Consider the following 19329-nt stretch of genomic DNA (forward strand, 5'->3'; position numbering starts at 1 on the left):
CATGCTCTTCACCCCGACGCTCAGCGCCGACCGCGATCTCGTGACCGCGTCCGATTACGCCGCCTGGTCGAAGGCCGCGCGCGAGCATGACCGGAAATCGGGGATGCAGGCGTGGCGCGACGCCGACGAGAGCAAGCATTTCGACTATAAGGCGATCCGCGGCCGGCTCGAAAAGCTGCGCAGCCTGTCGAAGGCGGGCGACGTCAAGGGGCTGCTCTTCGTGCTCAACGAAGGCATCCACGGCAATATCGACGGCATGGGGCACGAGCGGCTCTATGCGAAAGCGCGCTTCGGCACCAAGAAGCTGATCGAGGATTATGTCGCCGAGGTGGTGTCGGCGCTGGGCTCGATCGCGACATCGCGCAGCATCGGGCGCGAGGAGAAGCGCGACTTCTTCCGCCGCGCCCAGCATTGCTACGGCCGCTCGGCGCTTCTGCTCTCGGGCTCGGGCAGCTTCCTCTTCTTCCACATCGGCGTCGTGAAGGCGCTCTGGGAAGAGGGCGTCTTGCCCGCGATCATGTCGGGCGCCAGCGGCGGGTCGATCGTGGCCGCGGTTGTGTGCACGCGCAAGAATGCCGACATCGGCGCCTTCCTCGCCAGCGACCGGCTCGCCAACCCGGCGCGCAGCCCCGACACGCGGCGCCTCGCGCCCGACGAGGTCCGCGACCGGCTCGCCGACCTGATCCCCGACCTGACCTTCCAGGAGGCCTATGAGGTCAGCGGCCGCCATCTGAACGTCTCGGTCGCGCCCGCGGAAAAGCACCAGAACGGCCGTCTCCTCAATGCGATCACCGCGCCCAATGTGCTGATCCGCGAAGCCGTGCTCGCATCCTGCGCGGTGCCCGGGGTCTTCCCGCCCGTCATGCTGATGGCGCGCGACGACAGCGGCGCGCGCGTACCCTACCAGCCCGACCGGCGCTGGGTCGACGGCTCGGTCACCCACGATATCCCGACGAAGCGGCTCGAGCGCCTGTACGGCGTCAATCATCATATCGTCAGCCAGGCGAACCCGATCGCGCTGCCCTTCGCCAGCGATACGCGCAAGCAGATGGCGCCGATCGAGGCCATTCAACACGCGTCGATGGCGACCTTCAAGGCGTGGCTCAACGCGAACATGGTGATCTTCCAGAAGCCGCTCGAGCTGATCCCGCCGCTCAACAGCGTCGCCAATCTCGCGCGCTCGGTGATCAACCAGGAATATACCGGCGACATCAACATCATCCGCCCGCCCAAATTCTGGTCGCCGACCAAGATATTGTCGGACCTGGCGCAGGACGATATCGACGAGCTGATCGACACCGGCCAGCGCACCGCCTGGCCCAAGGTCGAGATGGTCCGCACCCAGACCGCGATCAGCCGCGCGCTCGAAGGCATTTTGGCGAAGCTCGACAAGGCCGGCGACGACGGTCCGGGGCACCGCAGCGCCGCGCTCAAAAAGGCGGTGCGCTGAGGTGGCCGACGGCGCGGTGATCCTGCCCGCCGGATCGGCCGGCGCGGGCGCGAAGCTGCATATCACCCACTGGCTGCCCGCGGGGCGTCCCAAGGCGGTCGTCCTGCTCGCGCACGGATATGCCGAACATGCCGGGCGCTACGAGCATGTCGCCAAGCGGCTGACCTATGCCGGCTATGCCGTCTACGCGATCGACCATTGGGGCCATGGCAGGTCCGACGGCACCCCGGGTTTCGTGCCGCGCTTTACCGCCTTCACCGACGGTTTGGCCGAACTGCTCACCCTCGTCGAAGTCAATCATGGCGACACCCCGCGGCTGCTGCTCGGCCACAGCATGGGCGGGCTGATTTCGACCCTGTTCCTGATCGAACGCCAGTCGGCCTTCGTCGGTGCGGCGCTGTCGGGCCCCGCGATCGTCCCCGGCGCGCCGCCGTCGCGCTTCACCATCTGGATCAGCCGCTTCCTCTCGCGCTTTTTCCCGCGCCTCGGCGTGCTCGCGCTCGACGCGAACGGGGTGAGCCGCGATCCCGCGGTGGTCGCCGCCTATCTCGCCGACCCGCTCGTCTACACCGGCAAGATCGGCGCGCGGCTGGGCAAGGAGTTCATGGACGCGATGGCGGCGGCGCAGGCCGGGGCACCCGGGATCACCCTGCCGATCCTGCTCCAGCACGGCGAAAAGGACAGCCTCGCGTCGGTCGCGGGGTCGCAATATCTGTTCGACCATGTGTCGTCGGCCGACAAGATTCTCAAAATCTACCCCGGCCTGTTCCACGAAATCTACAACGAGCCTGAGCGCGATGCGGTGCTCGATGACCTGGTCGGCTGGTTCGACGCGCATGTGGCGCAAGGAAAATCCGCATGAGAATCCTCCTCGTCCTGATCTTCGCGCCGCTGATCACGCTGGCCCTGCTCTATTTCCTCTTCCCCGGCCGCCTCGTCGCCTTCGGGCGCTGGGCGCTCCGCAAGCGCGGCCGCACCGTGCAGAAACATGTGACCGTCGACGGCCGCGACTGGCCCTATCTCGAGGGCGGCGATCCGTCGAAACCCTTGCTGCTGCTCGTCCATGGCTTTGCGGGCGACAAGGACAATTGGTCGATGATCGCGCCCTATCTCACGCGCGATTACCACATCATCGCGCCCGACCTGCCCGGTTTCGGTCAGAACGAGCGCAACCCCGAGCTTGCCTATGATATCGCGGCGCAGACCGCGCGGCTCAAGCAGTTCGCCGATGCGCTGGGGCTCCAGCGCCCCCACGTCGCGGGCAATTCGATGGGCGGCTGGATCGCGCTGCGCTACGCGCTCGACTATCCCGACGCGCTCGCCAGCCTGACCCTGCTCAACAACGCCGGGATCAATGGCGCGGACGAGAGCGACCTCCAGAAACAGGCCGCGAACGAGGATTATAACCCGCTGGTGCTGGCCAGCCTCGAGGATGCCGACCGGCTGGTCGCGATGGTGGTGCACAAGCCGCCCTATCTGCCCAAGCGACTCAAGCCCGTCTTCTACGCCGACGCGCTCAAATATCGCGACCAGCTCGATACGATCTTCTGGGTCATCGCGACCGAGGGCCGCGACCATCCGCTCAACGACCGGCTGGGCGAGGTCGAGGCGCCGACCCTGATCATCTGGGGCCGCCACGACCGGCTGCTCGACGTCAGCTGCGTGCCGGTGCTCGAAGCGGGCATCGCGGGGAGCCAAAGCCATATCTTCGAACATGTCGGCCACGTCCCGATGATCGAAGATCCCAAGGCCACGGCCGCGGTGATGAAGGGCTTTCTGGACCAGCATTAGATCCTCCCCATCGCGAAGCGTTGGGGAGGGGGACCGCGCCCGCAGGGCGTGGTGGAGGGGTCTGGCCTTGCACCGACGCCTGACGGCATCGACCCCTCCGTCAGCGCTTCGCGCTGCCACCTCCCCATCGCTTCGCGTGGGGAGGATCGTCATCTTGCCAAGCCGCCGTTCTCTCGCCACTCTCCCCCAAAACACGGGAGAGGTTCATGCGTCTAAAGGTCGGCCTGCTCGGCGGGGGCAGCTGGGGTACGACGGTCGCAGCGGTGGTGTCGCGCAATGCGCCGATCACCCTGTGGGCGCGCGATGCCGAAACGGTCGAGAGCATCAACGCGAACCGCGAGAACAGGAAATATCTCCCCGGCATCACCTTGCCGTCGGTGCTGCGCGCCACCAACGACATGGCCGAGGTCGTCGCGGGCGCCGACGTCCTCGTCATGGGCGTGCCTTCGCACAGCTTCCGCGGCGTGCTCGAGGAAGCGAAGGCGCATCTCCGCCCCTGGGTACCCGTCATCAGCCTGACCAAGGGCCTCGAACTTTCCTCGGGCAAGCGCATGACCGAGCTGATCGAGGAGGTGCTGCCCGGCCACCCCGTCGGCGTGCTCACCGGCCCGAACCTCGCGCGCGAGATCATGAGCGGACAGGCGGCGGCGAGCGTCTTGTCGATGGAGGACGAGATCGTCGTCCGCGCGCTCCAGCCGGTGTTCCACTCGGGGCTGTTCCGCGTCTACACCAACACCGACCTGCTCGGCTGCGAGCTCGGCGGGGTGCTCAAGAATATCATCGCGATCGCGGTCGGCATGGGCGACGGGCTCGGCGCGGGCGACAACACCCGCTCGGCGCTGATGACGCGCGGGCTCGCCGAGATCACGCGGCTCGGCGTCGCGATGGGCGGCCGTGCGGAGACCTTCGCGGGGCTCACCGGCATGGGCGACCTGATCGCGACCTGCACCAGTCCCTTGAGCCGCAACCGCCACGTCGGGGTCGAACTCGGCAAGGGGCGCAGGATCGACGACATCATCGCGGGGATGAACATGGTCGCCGAGGGGGTGAAGAGCGCGCCGACGGTGATCGCGCTCGCCGAAAAGCACGGGCTCGCGATGCCGATCGCGCGGGACGTCTACGACGTGACGCAGGGCAAACGCGACGCGCAGGAGGTGTTTCGCGGCCTGCTCCGCTCGTCGGTCGGGGACGAAGCGCACCCCGGTTGATCTAAAATGCCAATGGTACCACTGTCATTCCTAATTCGGCAGCATCGGTGCCGCTATTTCTGCCTACCAGTCGGATCATAGTTCCTTCGGGTATATCATGCTTAAAATAAGAGTTTGAATTAGATGCATAGTCATCTGGTATTGCGCAAAAATCTGCCCCGGTATTTACAGAACTTATGACCGGTATATCGTCATCTGCTATGTAAAGATCAATATACACATCGCCATTGCTCGATGTACGATTTATACCGCGAATTCCGGATTTTTGTCCGTCTTTGGTTCTCGGAATGGCGATAATTTCATCTTTTGGGGATCCAACAATAATAGGATCGTATTGATTTCTCGATCTAAGCTGCATGGATTTTAGTTCGCTCGTAACTTTCGCTAGAATCGTAACAATCCCAAACTCTGGTTTCAAGTCAACGGCAACCATAAGCTGCCCGCCCTCCCTTTCTCCCTTAATTTTCCCGATCGGCGAGTATGTTTCGTCGGCCTGCTTTTTCCAGGCTATGGTTCCCGTTCGGCCGAAGTTTACGGCTGCCCTTACCGGAGATACTACCCGACAACGAATAGAAAGATATATTCCCTCTTGTTGTGCAATAATTTCAAAGTCTTGTGTATCTATCACGATGAGGTCAGACGAAATTTCTATTTCATTAAATTCAGTGACGTCTTGAAGCATGACTTCCTCCCGACTCCAGAGTGTCTCATGAAAACGTGACAGGTACTGGAAAAATTTCAAGGTACCATCTACCGACGTTTCACCGCCATGGACCGTGCAAAAATTTGGTCGAACCGGGAAGAAATCGGCGCGCTGGCTCGTTCTTCCCTGCGACCCGCATCATCCGGGCGTGTTTATCAGGAGATGGACGATGAAAAAGTGGACCACCCTGGCAGTCTGCCTGGCTCTCCCCGCCAGCGCCCTTGCCGCCGTTCCTTATGGCTCGATGCCCCCGGGCTTCGACCCGCCGCCGGTGCGTTCGAAGCCGATCGCGGGCGCCTACAACCAATATTGGTATAATTACAAAGCCGATATCCTGGAGGCCGAGAAGGAGCTGGTCAGCGACCTTCGCCACGCCACCGACCGCGAGGATCGCTGGGACGCGTGGGACGAATGGACCGTCGAGGTCTCCGACGCCGACAAGGATTATGTGAAGGAAATGCGCAAGAAGGGCTATCGCACCGGCCGCGTGACGGTCGGCGGCTGAGCCGCGCCACGAGCTCCCCGGGAGGAGACTTCCGGGTCGCAAGGGAAGGGCGGGTGTCACATGGGGCGCCCGCCCTTTCTCTTGTCCGCGTTCCGGAGGTTCAGCGCCAGCCTTCGGCGCGGGCCTTGCGCTCGGCGGCCTCGTCGAAGGGATCGCCCGCCATCATCGCCGCCGCCGCGGCCGCGAGGTCGCCCGAACCGGCTTGGCGGTAATCGGCTTGGCGGTTTCCCGGCATCGTGCGTTCGAGCGTCCAGCCGTCGTCGCTGCGGCATCCGATTCCGGCCAGCGCCGCGCCTTCGAAGCTGCGGCAGGTACGCCCCGCCCGGTCGCGGAAGCTGAGGCCGATGCGGACCGGCGCGTCGGCGCCCTGGTTCGATGCGAGCTGCGTATCGAGCGCGGCCGCGAGCGCGCCCGACGCAACCAGCGCGCCGCCCTCGGTCGCGACATCGGCGGGCGCGCCCCATGGCTGGGTGCCCAGCGCCAGTCCCAGCACCAGCGACGCCGCGATCGCGCCCCAGTGCATCGGCGCAAAGCGCGTGCGTTTCGCTTCGCGGCGCGCGGCGAGGCTGGTGTCGGCCGCGGGGGCAGGAGCTTCCGCCTCGGAACGCGCGAGCAGCTTCAGCAAGTCGTCGGGGATCGTCTCGTCGGCGACGGGGCCATAGTGGCGCTGCAACCGATCGGTGAGCGCGCGGTGGCGCGCGATCTCATCCGCCAGCGCGGCGTCGGTCGCCGCCTCGCGTTCGATCCGGCGCGCGGTCAGGTCGTCGAGTTCGCCATCGACGAAGGCGGCGATGATGGCCTTGTCATAGGTCATGCGGCTTCTCCGAGCAGGTGCATCAGCGTGTCGCGCCCGCGCGCGAGGCGCGAGGTGACGGTGCCGATCGGCACGTCCAATATCTCCGCCGCCTCGCGATAGGCATAGCCTTCGACGAGCACGAGGATGACGACCTCGCGCTGCTCGTCCGGCAGGCGCGCCATCGCGCCGTCGATGTCGCCGCGCAGCGTGCCGGCCTCGACGCTGTCGGCGGTGTCGCCCGCGACCTGCACGGCCGCCTCGTCGATCGGGGCATGGACCCCGCGGCGCCCGCTCGCGCGGCGCTCGTCGATCCACAGGTTGCGGGTGATGCGGTACATCCAGCTGTCCAGTCTCGTTCCTTGCTGCCATTGGCCCTGCGACTTCAGCGCGCGTTCGATCGCGGCCTGGCACAGGTCGTCGGCATCGGCGGCACTCCCCGCCAGCCCGCGCGCGAAACGGCGCAGGCGCGGCAGGATGTCGATCAATTGGTCCTCGAAGCGCATGTCCGCCTTTTTGCCGTGCGGGGAAGAAACGACCGCCTTCTATCGTTTCTTCCCTATCCTGCTAAAAAAATTCCGGAGCGAGGGTCTCCGGCTGCGACAAGGATGAATGATGCGATTGCTGGCCGGCCTGTTTCTGCTTCCGATGATGCTGGTCGCCGGCGCCGGACAGGCGCAGATCGCGGTGCCGCTGCCCGATGCCGGGCGGATCATCCCGCCGCTGCCAAGGCTCGACATCGACCCGCTGGCGACGACGCGCGAGACGCTGGAGCGGCTGCGGCTCGACCGGATCACCGGGCTGCTGCGCGACCATGGCGACCGGGTCGAGGTCGACCGCAATGGCGAGCCCGCGGTGCGCGGGGTGCTCGTCGCGACCGGGGTCGACGCCGCAATGACCGCGCGCGCCGCGGACGCGGGCTTCGCGGTGATCGACCGCGAGCGGATCGAGGGGCTGGGCCTCGAGGTGGTGCGCTTCGCGGTGCCCAAGGGGCGCAGCCTCGCGCGCGCGCAGAAACAGCTCGGCAAATTGCTCCCGGAAGCCGAGATCGACGCCGACCATCTCTATTTCCCCAGCGGCGTGCCGGGTTCGGGTCGCGTCCTGCCCGGCGCGGCGCTCGCGAGCACGGCGGGTGGCGGCAGGACGTCGCTCGGCCTGATCGATGGCGGCGTCGCGGCGCATCCCTCGGTCGCCGGGCGCGTCGAGCAGCGCGGCTTTGCCAAGGGCGCGCCCGCCGCGAGCCGCCACGGCACCGCGGTCGCCTCGCTGCTGGTCGGCAGCGGCACGGTGCGCGGCGCGGCGCCGGGGCAGCGGCTGCGCGCGGCCGACGTCTATGGCAGCGACCCCGCGGGCGGCAATGCCAGCGCGATCGCGCGCGGGCTCGGCTGGCTGGTCGAGGGCAAGGTCGCGGTGACGACGATCAGCCTCGTCGGCCCCGACAATGCGCTGCTGCGCACGGCGGTGTCGCGCGCGCAGCAGCGCGGCATGCTGATCGTCGCGGCGGTCGGCAACGACGGTCCCGCGGCGCCGCCCGCTTTTCCGGCCGCCTATCCCGGTGTGCTCGGCGTAACCGGGGTCGATGCGAAGGGCCGCGCGCTGCCCGAGGCGGGGCGCAAGACCCCGGTCGACTTCGCCGCGCCCGGCGCCGACGTGCTCGCCGCGACGAGCGAGGACTCCACCGACCGGCTGCGCGGCACCTCCTTCGCCGCGCCGCTCGTCGCGGGGCGGCTCGTGCGCCTCTATCCCGCGCCGGTCGTCGGCCGCGTCGAGGAATCGGTGACCGCGCTGATCGGCGAGGCGCGCGACCTCGGCAAGAAGGGCCGCGACAATGTCTATGGCCATGGGCTGATCTGCGGCGATTGCGGCCGCTGAATCGCGCCTCCCGAACTTTTCGGGAAGAAAATCGGACGCGCCGTCGTTCTCCTGCCAGGCCCGGCTTGCGGGCCGCAAGTTCAGGAGAAGACCTATGGCCAACCGCATCCTCATTTCGACCCTCGCGCTCGCCGCTTCGGCGATGGCGCTGTCCGCGCCTGCCTCGGCGCAGCTGCTCGGCGGTGGCGGCGGTGGGCTGACCGGCGGCCTCGGCGGCACTCTGGGCGGTACGCTCGGCGGGCCGCGCGGCCCGGTCGGCGGCACGCTCGGTTCGGCGGGCGACCTCACCGGTTCGGGCCGCGGCGAGGCCAAGGTCGATCGCCGCTCGGGCCGCGTCCAGAGCAATGGACAGGGCGAAGTCCACGGCAAGGGCTCGGCGAACGGCAATGGCCAGTTGCTCGGCAATGCCGTCGGCGGCAGCGGCACGGGCGAAGGCGGCGCGTCGGGCCAGGGCGCGCTCGACGCGCAGGCGGTCGGCACCGACTTCGTCGGCCAGACCGGCCGCGGCGCCATCGACACGGCGCGCGGCACCGCCTCGACCGTCACCGGCACCGCGCGCGGCGCGGCCGGCGGCGTCCGCGACCAGGCCGGCGGCGCGCTGTCGGGCGTGTCGGGAACGGCGAGCGGCACCGGCTCGGCGGCGGGCAGCTTCCAGGGCGGCCTCGGCCAGCTCGCCGCCGCGGGCAGCGGCGCGGCGAGCGGCGGCGGCATGTTCGCGGTCGAACCCGGCATGACGGTGACCGACGCGCGCGGCAAGGCGATCGGTTATGTCCAGAGCGTGCGCCAGACCGGGCGCGGTGTCGTCGAGGCGGTGACCGTCGAGGTCGGCGACCGCTTCGCGACGCTCCCCGCCGCGAACTTCGCCGGCTCGGGCGACGTGCTCGTCACCGGCATGACCAAGGGCCAGCTCAAGGACGAGGCCAAGGCGCAGGAAGCGAGCCCGGCGCCGGCGTCGGCGCGCGAGCGCAACGAGCCCTGATTTTCTGAAAGGAAGGGAGCGGCCGGCATGACCCCCAAGTCCCCGGCCGTACACTGGGCGGGCCCTTCGCGGCCCGCCTTTTTTCAATAGCTGCGCGGCATGCCCAGCACATGTTCGGCCACGTAAGACAGGATCATGTTCGTGCTGATCGGCGCGACCTGATAGAGCCGCGTTTCGCGGAACTTCCTCTCGATGTCGTACTCGGCGGCGAAGCCGAAACCGCCATGCGTCTGGATGCACGCCTCGCCCGCCGCCCAGCTCGCCTCGGCGGCGAGCATCTTGGCCATATTGGCTTCGGCCCCCGCATTTTCGCCCGCCTCATATTTGGCGATGCCGTCGTGGACGAGCAGTTCGGCGGCGCGCATCTGGGCATAGGCGCGCGCGATCGGGAATTGCACGCCCTGGTTCTGCCCGATCGGGCGCCCGAACAGCACGCGCTCTTTCGCGTAGCTTGATGCCTTCTCGATGAACCACTTCGCATCGCCGATGCACTCGGCACCGATCAGCAGCCGTTCGGCGTTCATGCCCGAGAGGATGTAGCGAAAACCCTTGCCCTCCTCGCCGATCAAATTCGCGGCGGGAATGCGCATAGCGTCGAAGAAGATTTCGGTCGTCGCATGGTTCATCATCGTGTCGATCGGGCGGATCGACAGCGTGCCCGCGGCGAGCGCTTCCTTCATGTCGACGAGGAAGACCGACAGGCCTTCGGTGCGGCTCGCCGCTTCCTCGCGCGGGGTGGTGCGCGCGAGCAGGATCATCAGGTCGCTATGCTCGGCGCGGCTGGTCCACAGCTTCTGGCCGTTGACGACATATTCGTCGCCATCCTTCTTCGCGACGGTCTTGAGGCTCAGCGTGTCGGTTCCGCTCGTCGGTTCGGTGACGCCGAACGCCTGCAGCCGAAGCTCGCCGGTCGCAACGCGCGGCAGGTAGCGGGCCTTCTGCTCCTCCGACCCGTGGCGCAGCACCGTGCCCATCACATACATTTGCGCGTGAACCGCCCCGCCGTTGCAACCCTGCCGCTGGATTTCCTCGAGGATCGCGGCGGCGGCCGACAGCGGCAGGCCCGCGCCGCCATATTCCTCGGGGATCAGCGCGGCGAGATAACCCGCCTCTCCGAGCGCCGCGACGAACTCGCTCGGATATTCGCGCGCGCGGTCCTTCGCCTGCCAATAGGGGCCGGGAAACTGCGCGCAGAGCTTGGCGACCTCTTCGCGGATGGCGGTATAATCCTGGGTCATGCCTGGTGGACCAGTCCCTCGTCGATGAGCGCGGCGATCGCGCCGCTGGAAAGCCCCAGCCGCCCGGCGAGCACCGCCTCGCTATGTTCGCCATTGCGCGGGGCGGGGGCGGGTGGCCGGCGGTCGGCCTGCGGGATCGTCGCAAAGGCCCCCGCGGCGGGATAGGCGAAGCCGCTGGGGTTCGCTGCCGCGCCGAAGATCGGGTTGTCCGCGACCAGCGCCGGGTCGTTCGCGGCGTCGAGCATCGTGCGATAGGGCGAATGGACGATCCCGCCCGCGTCGAACACCACAGCGAGGTCGGCATGATCGCGCGCCGCGATCGCCTGTTCGAACAGCGGGTATAGCACGTCGCGGTGATCGAAGCGCAGCCCGTCGTCCTTGGCGAAGGACACGCCGCGTTCCGCCTCGATCGCCGCGACCGCCGGGCCGAGGTCCAGCGCGGCGATCAGGTTCGCCCATTGCCGCGGCGTTACCACCACGATCATCGTCCGCTCGCCGTCGCGCGTCACGAAGTCGCGCCCGAACAGGCCGTAAACCGCATTGCCGAGCCGCGGGCGGTTCGCCTCGCCGTACAGGACCTCGGCGATGCCGCCGAGGTTGGCGACCGTACCGATCGCGATGTCGGACAGCGGCAGCCGCACCTCGCCGCCTTCGCCGGTCGCGGTGCGGCGCTGGATCGCCGCCATCAGCGCGAAGGCGGCATAGGCGCCGGTCAGCAGGTCCCAGGCGGGCAGCACATGGTTGACCGGCTCGGGCCCCGCGCCGGTGAGCATCGGATAACCGACCGCATTGTTCACCGTATAGTCGAGCGCGGGCGAGCCGTCGGCCCAGCCCATCACGCGCACGGTGACGAGGTCGGGGCGTCCCTCCGCGAGCGTCTCGTGCGACAGGAAACCGCCGACGGGGAAGTTGGTGACGAACTGGCCGGTCGCGCGCACCAGCGCCTGCAGCAGCTCGCGTCCCTCGGGCCGCCCAAGGTCGAGCGCGACCGACTTTTTCGCGCGGTTGAGATTTTCCCAATAGAGCGAGTCGTTGTTCTCGGTGACCGGCCAGCGCCGGAAATCGGGTCCGCCGCCGATCTGGTCGACGCGGATCACCTCCGCCCCCATCTGCGCGAGATAGAGCCCCGCGGTCGGCGACGCGACGAAGGACGACGCCTCGATGACCGAGAGATTGGGGAGGAGGTTATACATTACGCCGTCGCTCCCGCGAAGGCGGGGGCCGCAGTCGGCCTTACTCTTCGCCGCTGCGCAAACCCACAGCGGACCCCGCCTTCGCGGGGGCGACGGATACTCAACTCACGCATCCGCGCGCCCGATGATCGCGATCGACGACACATTCTGGTTCGGCATGCCGCCGAGATTGTGGCTCAGCGCGAACACCGGATTATCCTGCCGCTGGCGCTCGCCCGCGCGGCCGAGGATCTGGAGATAATTTTCGTAAATCATGCGCAGCCCCGACGCGCCGATCGGGTGGCCGAAGCATTTGAGCCCGCCATCGATCTGGCACGGGATCGCGCCGTCGCAGTCGTAAAATCCATCGAGCACGTCGCGCCAGCCCTGGCCTTCCTTCGAGATATGGAGATCCTCCATCGTCACCAGCTCGGTGACCGAGAAACAGTCGTGGACCTCGATCAGGCTCAATTGCGACCGCGGATCGGTGATCCCCGCCTCGTCATAGGCGCGCGTCGCGGCAACGCGCGTGGTGTGGAAATAGCTGCCGTTCCACCCCTGCGCCTGCATCTCCCAGCCGTTCGAGGTCGCGAGCTGGAGCGCCTTCACCGTCACGATATCGGTCTTGCCCAATGCGCGCGCGATCTCGGGCGTGGTGACGATCGCGCAGGCGGCGCCGTCGCTGACCCCGCAGCAGTCGAACAGGCCGAGCGGTTCGGCGATCATCGGCGCGCCCAGCACCTGATCCATCGTCACCGCCTTTTGCAGATGCGCCTTGGGGTTTTTCGCGCCATTGGCGTGGCTCTTGACCGAGACATGCGCCATCGCGCGCTTGAGGTCGTCCTTGCTGACGCCATGGACGCCGCGATAGGCGCTCGCGAGCTGCGCGAAATTGCCCGGCGCCGACCCGGTGATCCCGACCATGTCGTGCGTCGTGCCGCGCGTGCGCACGGGCAGCCCGCCATAGCCGGTGTCCTTCAGCTTCTCGGCGCCCATTGCGAGCGCGATGTCGCACGCGCCCGACGCCACGGCATAGACCGCGCCGCGAAAGCTTTCGGTGCCGCTGGCGCAATAATTTTCGACCTTGGTGACGCCGATGTCGGGCAGGCGCAGCGCGACCGCGAGCGGGATGCCGCTCGGCCCGATATTCTGCGCGTCGAACGCGGCACCGAGCCAGGCGGCGTCGATCTGGCTCGCCTCGATCCCGGCGTCGGCCATCGCCTCTTCATAGGCCTCGAGCATCAGCTGGTCCTCGTCCTTGTCCCAGCGTTCGCCGAACTTGGCGCAGCCCATGCCCAGAATGGCGACCTTGTCGCGGATACCCTTGGCCATTTGTCGTCTCCTCTCAGAAAGCCGGCGCGGCTTTCCAGAAATAGCGGCGGAACCCGCGGTTCTCGTCATACGCCTTGATGCGGAACATCATCCGCAGATCGGCGCCGACGTCGAGCGCATCGCCCGCGAAATCGGTGAACTCGGTCATCATGCGCCCGCCGCCGACAAAGTCGATATTGCCATAATAGCTGGGCGGATCGGGCGAGTAGGTGAGCGCGTCGGCGGTCCAGGTCATCACCTTTGCGGGGACCTCGGCGAGCGGATAATCTTCCTGCGTCCCCACCGCATGGTCGTTGCCGCCCACGCTGACCTCGCTCTTCGGGAACTGCACCGTGCCGGTCTTGGTGCAACGCCCGCCGACGAGGCCGAGCACCGCCTTGCGACCCCGCCACAGCGCGGTCAGCGCGGTCTTGCTGTCATGCTCGGCGCGCGCGCCGCGGTCGAGCTGGAGCAGCCCGCGGTGGAAGAGATATTTGGCGTAATTGGTCGACTCGATCCGCCGCGCCAGCCAGCCCGACACGCCGAGCCGCGGCTTCACCGACCCGATCGCGCCGGTGACTTCGAACAGGATGAGGTCGCAGCCCTGACCGAAGCTCGCGAGCAGGATGCGCTCGCCCGGCTTCGCCTTTTCGAGCGTGCCGGCGAGCATCACCAGCGCATGCGCCGCGCCCGCATGGCCGAGGTTCGCGCCGAGCGTGTCGGCGACCGCGCCTTCGCCGATACCGGCCTTCTTCGCGAGCATTTCGGGAACGCCCTTGACCGCGACGGGGACGAGGAAATGGTCGATCGCCGCGCCCTCGACCCCGGCCTTTTTCAGCAGCGCCGCGATCGCGGGGTTCATGATCCGCGCGAAGCCCTCGTCGCGCACCCAGCGCGCTTCCCAGTCATAGTCATGCGCTTCGCCGGCTTCGCGGAAATGGTCGACGAAATCCATCGTGACGCTGTGGCTCGCCACGAGCGTCGCGATCGGCGTGCCGGTGCCGACGAGCACGGCGGCGGCAGCATCGCCGCTCGTCATCTCGCGTTCGGACGCGGGCTTGGGCGTCGTGATTTCCGCCGCCGTCACCAGCGTGGTTTCGTTGCCGCCCAGCGCCGCAAGCAACGCCGAGGTCGCGGCGCGCTGCGAACCCGCCACATCGAGCGCGCCAACCGCGTCGGGCAGATTCAGCGCCTCCTTGACGATGCCGGCATTCTGGCGGTCGGCGAAAGGCAGCGTGGTCGACGCGATGGCGACGCGCTGCACGCTCGCGCGGTCGATGCCGTCGAGCGCATCGCGTGCGGCTTCGAGCGCCATGGTGACGCTGTCCTCGTCCCAGTTGGCGACGGCTTTCTCGCCCTTGGCGAGCCCGCGCAGGCCGCCCGCGAACCAGCTGTTCGTCGCATGGATGGCGCTGCGCTGCAGCCGGGTAATCGGCACATAGGCGCCGAAGGACAGGATTCCGAACTCGCTCATGCCGTCTCCGCATAGCCGTTGGTGAAAACAATCTTGTCGCGCTCGACCACGCGGGCGCGGAAGGCGAGCTTGCCACCCTCTTCGTCCCAGATCGAGGTCTCGATCGTTTCGCCGGGGGTGACCGGCGACGAAAAGCGGCCGTCGAGCCGCTTCAGCCGCGCGGGCTCATTGCCGCAGCGCGCGGCGAGCAATGCCCGCCCGATCACGCCATAGGTCGCGAGCCCGTGCAGGATCGGCGCCTCGAAGCCGCCCGCCCTGGCCACATCGGGGTCGATGTGCAGCGGGTTGAGGTCGCCAGACAGGCGATAGATCAATGCCTGGTTTGCGGCGGTGGTGAGCGTCACCACCGCGTCGGGCGCGCGGTCGGGAATGGCGTGCGGCACCGGCACGCCCTCGGCCGATCCGCCGAAGCCGCCGTCGCCGCGCAGGAAGGTCATCGAGCGCGAGGTCGCGAGATGCGTGCCGGCGCCGTCATGAATCTCGCGCGTCACCATCGCGAGCGCGCCCTTGTCGGCGCCCTTGTCGTAGAGCGCCTCGACCACCGTCGATCCGACGATTTCGCCTTCAACGGGCAGCGGCGCGTGGAGGATCGTCGACTGCTCGCCGTGCAATATCTTCTGCCAATTCGCGCCGAGCGCGGGGTCGCGCCAGATGAAGCCCGGATAGCCGAGCGTCACCGCCATCGTCGGCAGCGCCTTCAGCCGTTCCTCGAACAGGAAATCGAGCTCGGTCGCCCCGATGCCGAGCGCGTAGAGGATCGTGTCGCGCGGCGTGAGCACCTGCCGCGTGACGATCGGCGGCATCGAAAGGAGGTAGTCGGGGTCGATCGCCATCAGATGGGATCGTAGCCGAAGACGTCCCCCGAACGCTCCGCCGGATTGGCGAAACTGCCGCGGAACGCCGGGAGCATCTCGTCGGCGATCGCCTGCGCGGTCCAGCCCTCATTCTTCTGCATCGAGCGGATCGGGCGCGGTTTCGAGAAAAGGAATATCTCGTTCTTGCGCACGCCGAAGACCTGGTTCGACACTTCCTGCGACGCGTCGCTGGCGAGGAAAGCGACGAGCGGCGCGATCTTGTCGGCGGTCATCGTCTTCATCCGCTCGATGCGCAGCGCCTCGGCCTCGTTGGTCGCGGGGATCGTCGCGATCAGCCGGCTCCACGCGAAGGGGGCGATGCAGTTCGAGCGCACCCCGGCGCGCGCCATGTCGAGCGCGATCGACTGCGACAGGCCGACGATGCCGAGCTTCGCCGCCGAATAATTAGCCTGACCGAAATTGCCGATCAGCCCGCTGGTCGAGGTGAAGTGGATGAAGCTGCCCGACTGCTGGTCGCGGAAATAGGGGGTCGCCGCCTTCGACACGTTGAAGCAGCCGTTCAAGTGAACGTCGATCACCGCGCTCCAATCCTCATGGCTCATCTTGTGCCAGATGCGGTCGCGCAGGATGCCGGCATTGTTCACCACCGCGTCGATGCGGCCGAAGTGCTGCACCGCATCCTCGATGATGCTCGCCGCGCCCTTGGGGTCGGAGACGCTGGCGCCGTTCGCCAGCGCCTTGCCGCCGGCCGCCTTGATGTCGTTTACCGTTTCCTGCGCGGGGGAGAGGTCGGCGCCTTCGCCCTCGGCGCTGCCGCCCAGATCGTTGACCACGACCGCCGCGCCTTCCTTCGCGCAGAGCAATGCGATCTCGCGCCCGACGCCGCGTCCCGCGCCCGTCACCGCGACCACCTTGCCGTCCAGCATGCCCATGCGACTCTCCCTTCGACGATTGCGATCCGGCTAGTTGAGCTTTCCGCGATATTCAATATAAAGAATATCGTTTTCATATTTGTGAAAAGAGAGCCATGGCTGGTGAAGTGAGATCGGTATCGCAGGCCTTCGCGCTACTCCGCCTGCTCGCCGAGCGCGACCCGATGAGCTTGTCCGACATCGGCCGCGCGCTCGGGCTCGGCGCATCCTCCTGCTTCAACCTGCTCGGCACGCTCGTCGCCGAGGGCGCGGTGGTGCGCGAGGCGCCGGGCAAGCGCTATCGCCTCGCCGACGGCTGGGCGCGCTCGGGGCTGCTACGCGACGGCGACGCACGGCGGATGATCGACCGGCTGCGCCCGCTGATGACGCGCTTCGCGCAGGAGCATGGCGTCACCGCCGGGCTGTGGCAGGTCGCGTCGAAGGACCGGCTGCAACTCGTCGCGCATGCCGAGAGCAATGCCGTGCTGCGTATCCACCTCGCGCAGGGGCAGCGCCAGCCGCTCGGCGGCGGCGCGGTCGGGCGGGCGTTCGCCGCGGCGCAGGCGGCCGACGAGGCGGAGATCGCACGGCGCTTTGCCGGCGTGCGCTGGGAGAAGCCGGTCAGTTTCGCCGATTATGCGACGCAGGTCGGGCTCGCCGCGCAGGCGGGCTATGCGCTCGACGAGGGGCATACGCATATCGGCATCTGGACGCTCGCCGCGGTGGTGCCGGGCCGCGGCGCCGAATATTGCGCCTCGGCGAGCTTCTTCGCCGGATCGCGCGGCGCGACCGAGGTCGCGGCGCTCGGCCGCGCGCTGGTCGAACTGGCGGCGGCGGCCGGGGGCTAGAAGCCCGCTTCGCCCAGCAGCGCCTTCGCCTCTTCGCCCTGCCAGTCGATCGCGCCGATCACGCGCCACACCTCGCGCCCCTCGGCGTCATAGAGGATGCTCGTCGGCAGCGCGCTGTTATAGACGTCGAGCAGATGGTTGTCGGGGTCGATATAGGGCTGAAGCGCCGCAAGCTTCGCCTTGGCGAACCACGGGTCGACCACCGCCGCGCCCTGCAAATCCTGCGCGACCGCGACCACGGTCAGCTTGTCCTTCTGCGCCGCGGCGAGCCTGTCGAGCGTCGGCATCTCGGCGACGCACGGCGCGCACCAGGTCGCCCACAGATTGACGAGCAAAGGCTTGCCGCGGAACGCCGCGAGCGTCACCGGCGCGTCGTCGGGCCCGGTGAAGCTCACCGCGGGCGCGGGCTTGCCCGCTTCGGTGCGGATCACCTGGTGCTTGAAGGTCTCGACCCCGCCCTTGGCTTCGGAAGCCGAAATATTTGCTTGGCCCGCCCCGGGTTGCTCCCCGCCGGCCTTTTCCCTATCGCAGCCCGCGATCGATCCGGCCAGCAGCAGCGCCGGAATCAACGAATAGAGGCTTGGGACGCGGCGGATGGCGGATTCTCCGAACAGCAACAGCATGTGGGGCGGCCGCTTCGGTGCCGGTCCCGCGGCGATCATGCAAGAGATAAACGCGTCGATCCCGGTCGATAAGCGCCTGTGGGAAGAAGATATCGCCGCCAGCCGCGCGCATGCCGCGATGATCGGCGCCGCGGGGATCATCTCCGCCGACGACGCGGCGAAGATCGACGCCGGCCTCGCGCAGATCGCGGGCGAGTTCGCCGCGAACGGCGTGCCGGTCGACCTCGCGCTCGAAGACATCCACATGACCGTCGAATCGCGGCTCAAGGAAATCATCGGCGAGCCCGCGGGTCGGCTCCACACCGCGCGCTCGCGCAACGACCAGGTCGCGACCGATTTCCGGCTGTGGGTGCGCACCGCCTGCAGCCGCATCGACGCGGGGCTGAAGGCGATCCAGACGGCGCTGCTCGCGCGCGCCGAGGAACATGCGGGCAGCATCATGCCCGGCTTCACGCACCTCCAGGTCGCGCAGCCGGTGACGCTCGGCCACCATCTGCTCGCCTATGTCGAGATGTTCGGCCGCGACCGCTCGCGCTTCGCCGACGCTGCGAAGCGCCTCAACGAATCGCCGCTCGGCGCGGCGGCGCTCGCGGGCACCAGCTTCCCGCTCGACCGCAATGCCACCGCCGCCGCGCTCGGTTTCGACCGCCCGATGGCGAACAGCATCGACGCCGTGTCCGACCGCGACTTCGCGCTCGAATTTTGCGCCAGCGCTTCCATCGCCGCGATCCACCTGTCGCGCCTCGCCGAGGAAGTCGTGATCTGGGCGAGCCAGCCCTTCGGCTTCGTCAGCCTGCCCGACGCCTGGTCGACCGGCAGCTCGATCATGCCGCAAAAGCGCAACCCCGACGCCGCCGAACTGGTGCGCGGCCGTGCGGGCCTGCTGCTCGGCGCCTTCCAGCGCCTGTCGGTGATCGTGAAGGGCCTGCCGCTCACTTATTCGAAGGACCTGCAGGACGACAAGGAAACGGTCTTCGGCGCCTTCGACGCGCTCGCGCTGTCGCTCGCCGCGATGACCGGCATGATCGAGACGCTGGCGTTCCGCACCGACCGCATGCGCGCGCTCGCCGCGTCGGGCTTCTCGACCGCGACCGACCTCGCCGACTGGCTGGTGCGCGAGGCGGGGGTGCCGTTCCGCGACGCGCATCATATCGTCGGCGCCTGTGTGAAACGATCCGAGCAGCTCGGCGTTGAGCTGTCGGCGCTGCCGCCCGCGGAAGCCGCTGCGATCCACGCCGCGGTCACTCCCGCGGCGCTCGCGGCGCTGACCGTCGAGGCGTCGGTCGCCAGCCGAACAAGCTATGGCGGCACCGCGCCCGAACGGGTAAGGCAGGCCATTGCCGCGGCGCGCGCCGCGCTGGAGGAATGATGAACGCGACGCGCCACCTTGTCCTGACCGTCCTCGGCGGCGCGCTGCTCACCGGCGCGCTCGGCGCGTGCGGCAAGAAGGAAGATCTGAAGCCGATCGCCGGCGACCCGCCCGCGCCCTTGCCCGTCGGGGCCAAGCGCGCGCCGACCACGGAGGAGCTTACGACGCCTGACGCGCAGGCCAAGCCGGCGCGCAGCGACGAACTTCTCAAACGATCCGAGCAACGCGAACCCGACGATTTCGACTTGCCGCCTCCGGGCTGAGCTC

20 protein-coding genes are annotated in these 19329 nt (G+C 67.9%); 10 read left to right on the forward strand and 10 right to left on the reverse strand.

All coding sequences use genetic code 11. The annotated features are described in order from the left end of the window. Position 1: 1 nt before the first annotated feature. The 4 genes from ATE62_RS14450 (at position 2) to ATE62_RS14465 (ending at position 4449) form a co-directional block, all read left to right on the forward strand. The gene (locus tag ATE62_RS14450) at positions 2–1450 is read left to right on the forward strand and encodes a DUF3336 domain-containing protein (protein WP_058807887.1); all 1449 of its coding nucleotides are present in this window, start codon (positions 2–4) and stop codon (positions 1448–1450) included. A gap of 1 nt (position 1451) precedes the next feature. Then, positions 1452–2312 (forward strand): alpha/beta hydrolase, encoded by an 861-nt coding sequence (locus tag ATE62_RS14455; protein ID WP_058807848.1) that lies wholly within the window; start codon positions 1452–1454, stop codon positions 2310–2312. Further along, positions 2309–3241, forward strand: coding sequence for an alpha/beta fold hydrolase (locus ATE62_RS14460; protein WP_058807847.1), 933 nt, complete (start codon positions 2309–2311; stop codon positions 3239–3241). Before ATE62_RS14455 ends, ATE62_RS14460 begins: the two co-directional genes overlap by 4 nt. 206 nt (positions 3242–3447) lie before the next feature. Next, complete coding sequence (locus ATE62_RS14465; protein ID WP_058807846.1) at positions 3448–4449, forward strand: NAD(P)H-dependent glycerol-3-phosphate dehydrogenase; 1002 nt, start codon at positions 3448–3450, stop codon at positions 4447–4449. Between the two features lies 1 nt (position 4450). On the opposite strand, the gene ATE62_RS23315 is transcribed toward ATE62_RS14465, so the two are convergent. Next, complete coding sequence (locus tag ATE62_RS23315) at positions 4451–5131, reverse strand: hypothetical protein (protein WP_156420520.1); 681 nt, start codon at positions 5129–5131, stop codon at positions 4451–4453. Between the two features lie 190 nt (positions 5132–5321). Between ATE62_RS23315 and ATE62_RS14470 the strand changes: the two genes are divergently transcribed. Continuing rightward, complete coding sequence (locus tag ATE62_RS14470) at positions 5322–5657, forward strand: hypothetical protein (RefSeq protein WP_058807845.1); 336 nt, start codon at positions 5322–5324, stop codon at positions 5655–5657. Between the two features lie 100 nt (positions 5658–5757). Here ATE62_RS14470 and ATE62_RS14475 read toward each other — a convergent pair whose 3' ends face one another. After that, the gene (locus ATE62_RS14475) at positions 5758–6471 is read right to left on the reverse strand and encodes an anti-sigma factor family protein (protein ID WP_058807844.1); all 714 of its coding nucleotides are present in this window, start codon (positions 6469–6471) and stop codon (positions 5758–5760) included. Next, positions 6468–6956: an RNA polymerase sigma factor gene (locus ATE62_RS14480; protein ID WP_058807843.1), complete on the reverse strand. Its 489-nt coding sequence runs from the start codon at positions 6954–6956 to the stop codon at positions 6468–6470. Before ATE62_RS14480 ends, ATE62_RS14475 begins: the two co-directional genes overlap by 4 nt. A gap of 106 nt (positions 6957–7062) precedes the next feature. On the opposite strand from ATE62_RS14480, the gene ATE62_RS14485 reads away from it, so the two are divergent. Then, a complete protein-coding gene (locus ATE62_RS14485; RefSeq protein WP_058807842.1) occupies positions 7063–8322 on the forward strand; it encodes a S8 family serine peptidase in 1260 nt (419 codons plus the stop codon). A 94-nt stretch (positions 8323–8416) separates the two neighbouring features. Beyond that, positions 8417–9301, forward strand: coding sequence for a hypothetical protein (locus ATE62_RS14490; protein WP_058807841.1), 885 nt, complete (start codon positions 8417–8419; stop codon positions 9299–9301). An 83-nt stretch (positions 9302–9384) separates the two neighbouring features. On the opposite strand, the gene ATE62_RS14495 is transcribed toward ATE62_RS14490, so the two are convergent. From ATE62_RS14495 to ATE62_RS14520, 6 genes are all read right to left on the reverse strand, one after another. Beyond that, entirely contained in the window at positions 9385–10539 is a 1155-nt protein-coding gene (locus ATE62_RS14495; RefSeq protein WP_058807840.1) for an acyl-CoA dehydrogenase family protein, read from the reverse strand. Continuing rightward, positions 10536–11732 carry a CoA transferase gene (locus ATE62_RS14500; protein ID WP_058807839.1) on the reverse strand — a complete coding sequence of 399 codons (1197 nt, stop codon included), beginning with the start codon at positions 11730–11732 and terminating at the stop codon, positions 10536–10538. Before ATE62_RS14500 ends, ATE62_RS14495 begins: the two co-directional genes overlap by 4 nt. Positions 11733–11837: 105 nt before the next feature. After that, entirely contained in the window at positions 11838–13043 is a 1206-nt protein-coding gene (locus ATE62_RS14505; protein WP_058807838.1) for an acetyl-CoA acetyltransferase, read from the reverse strand. 13 nt (positions 13044–13056) lie between these two features. Next, positions 13057–14496 (reverse strand): 3-oxoacyl-[acyl-carrier-protein] synthase III C-terminal domain-containing protein, encoded by a 1440-nt coding sequence (locus ATE62_RS14510; RefSeq protein WP_058807837.1) that lies wholly within the window; start codon positions 14494–14496, stop codon positions 13057–13059. After that, positions 14493–15329, reverse strand: coding sequence for a MaoC family dehydratase (locus tag ATE62_RS14515; RefSeq protein WP_058818542.1), 837 nt, complete (start codon positions 15327–15329; stop codon positions 14493–14495). The genes ATE62_RS14510 and ATE62_RS14515 overlap by 4 nt, the downstream gene beginning before the upstream one ends. Beyond that, positions 15329–16243, reverse strand: coding sequence for an SDR family NAD(P)-dependent oxidoreductase (locus ATE62_RS14520; RefSeq protein ID WP_443028865.1), 915 nt, complete (start codon positions 16241–16243; stop codon positions 15329–15331). Before ATE62_RS14520 ends, ATE62_RS14515 begins: the two co-directional genes overlap by 1 nt. Before the next feature lie 107 nt (positions 16244–16350). Here ATE62_RS14520 and ATE62_RS14525 point away from each other — a divergent pair, with 107 nt between their 5' ends. Continuing rightward, on the forward strand, positions 16351–17070 hold the full coding sequence (locus tag ATE62_RS14525) for an IclR family transcriptional regulator (RefSeq protein WP_058807835.1): 720 nt from the start codon (positions 16351–16353) through the stop codon (positions 17068–17070). Here the strand turns inward: ATE62_RS14525 and ATE62_RS14530 are convergent. Beyond that, a complete protein-coding gene (locus ATE62_RS14530; protein ID WP_082662823.1) occupies positions 17067–17693 on the reverse strand; it encodes a TlpA family protein disulfide reductase in 627 nt (208 codons plus the stop codon). The genes ATE62_RS14525 and ATE62_RS14530 overlap by 4 nt on opposite strands. Here ATE62_RS14530 and argH point away from each other — a divergent pair. Together argH and ATE62_RS14540 are read left to right on the forward strand one after the other, a co-directional pair. After that, complete coding sequence (gene argH / locus ATE62_RS14535) at positions 17692–19062, forward strand: argininosuccinate lyase (protein WP_058807834.1); 1371 nt, start codon at positions 17692–17694, stop codon at positions 19060–19062. The two genes, ATE62_RS14530 and argH, sit on opposite strands and share 2 nt — an antisense overlap. Next, complete coding sequence (locus tag ATE62_RS14540; RefSeq protein WP_058807833.1) at positions 19059–19325, forward strand: hypothetical protein; 267 nt, start codon at positions 19059–19061, stop codon at positions 19323–19325. Before argH ends, ATE62_RS14540 begins: the two co-directional genes overlap by 4 nt. Positions 19326–19329: the final 4 nt, after the last annotated feature.

The sequence above is a fragment of the Sphingopyxis sp. HIX genome, assembly GCF_001468285.1.
GTDB lineage: Bacteria > Pseudomonadota > Alphaproteobacteria > Sphingomonadales > Sphingomonadaceae > Sphingopyxis.

Coding starts and splice junctions, on each gene's coding strand:
- ATE62_RS14460 (WP_058807847.1), top strand. CDS start 2,309: ATGAGAATCCTCCTCGTCCTGATCTTCGCGCCGCTGATCACGCTGGCC.
- ATE62_RS14520 (WP_443028865.1), bottom strand. CDS start 16,243: ATGGGCATGCTGGACGGCAAGGTGGTCGCGGTGACGGGCGCGGGACGC.
- ATE62_RS14470 (WP_058807845.1), top strand. CDS start 5,322: ATGAAAAAGTGGACCACCCTGGCAGTCTGCCTGGCTCTCCCCGCCAGC.
- ATE62_RS14465 (WP_058807846.1), top strand. CDS start 3,448: ATGCGTCTAAAGGTCGGCCTGCTCGGCGGGGGCAGCTGGGGTACGACG.
- ATE62_RS14450 (WP_058807887.1), top strand. CDS start 2: ATGCTCTTCACCCCGACGCTCAGCGCCGACCGCGATCTCGTGACCGCG.
- ATE62_RS14515 (WP_058818542.1), bottom strand. CDS start 15,329: ATGGCGATCGACCCCGACTACCTCCTTTCGATGCCGCCGATCGTCACG.
- ATE62_RS14505 (WP_058807838.1), bottom strand. CDS start 13,043: ATGGCCAAGGGTATCCGCGACAAGGTCGCCATTCTGGGCATGGGCTGC.
- argH (WP_058807834.1), top strand. CDS start 17,692: ATGTGGGGCGGCCGCTTCGGTGCCGGTCCCGCGGCGATCATGCAAGAG.
- ATE62_RS14485 (WP_058807842.1), top strand. CDS start 7,063: ATGATGCGATTGCTGGCCGGCCTGTTTCTGCTTCCGATGATGCTGGTC.
- ATE62_RS14510 (WP_058807837.1), bottom strand. CDS start 14,496: ATGAGCGAGTTCGGAATCCTGTCCTTCGGCGCCTATGTGCCGATTACC.
- ATE62_RS14495 (WP_058807840.1), bottom strand. CDS start 10,539: ATGACCCAGGATTATACCGCCATCCGCGAAGAGGTCGCCAAGCTCTGC.
- ATE62_RS14475 (WP_058807844.1), bottom strand. CDS start 6,471: ATGACCTATGACAAGGCCATCATCGCCGCCTTCGTCGATGGCGAACTC.
- ATE62_RS14480 (WP_058807843.1), bottom strand. CDS start 6,956: ATGCGCTTCGAGGACCAATTGATCGACATCCTGCCGCGCCTGCGCCGT.
- ATE62_RS14500 (WP_058807839.1), bottom strand. CDS start 11,732: ATGTATAACCTCCTCCCCAATCTCTCGGTCATCGAGGCGTCGTCCTTC.
- ATE62_RS14540 (WP_058807833.1), top strand. CDS start 19,059: ATGATGAACGCGACGCGCCACCTTGTCCTGACCGTCCTCGGCGGCGCG.
- ATE62_RS14490 (WP_058807841.1), top strand. CDS start 8,417: ATGGCCAACCGCATCCTCATTTCGACCCTCGCGCTCGCCGCTTCGGCG.
- ATE62_RS23315 (WP_156420520.1), bottom strand. CDS start 5,131: ATGCTTCAAGACGTCACTGAATTTAATGAAATAGAAATTTCGTCTGAC.
- ATE62_RS14530 (WP_082662823.1), bottom strand. CDS start 17,693: ATGCTGTTGCTGTTCGGAGAATCCGCCATCCGCCGCGTCCCAAGCCTC.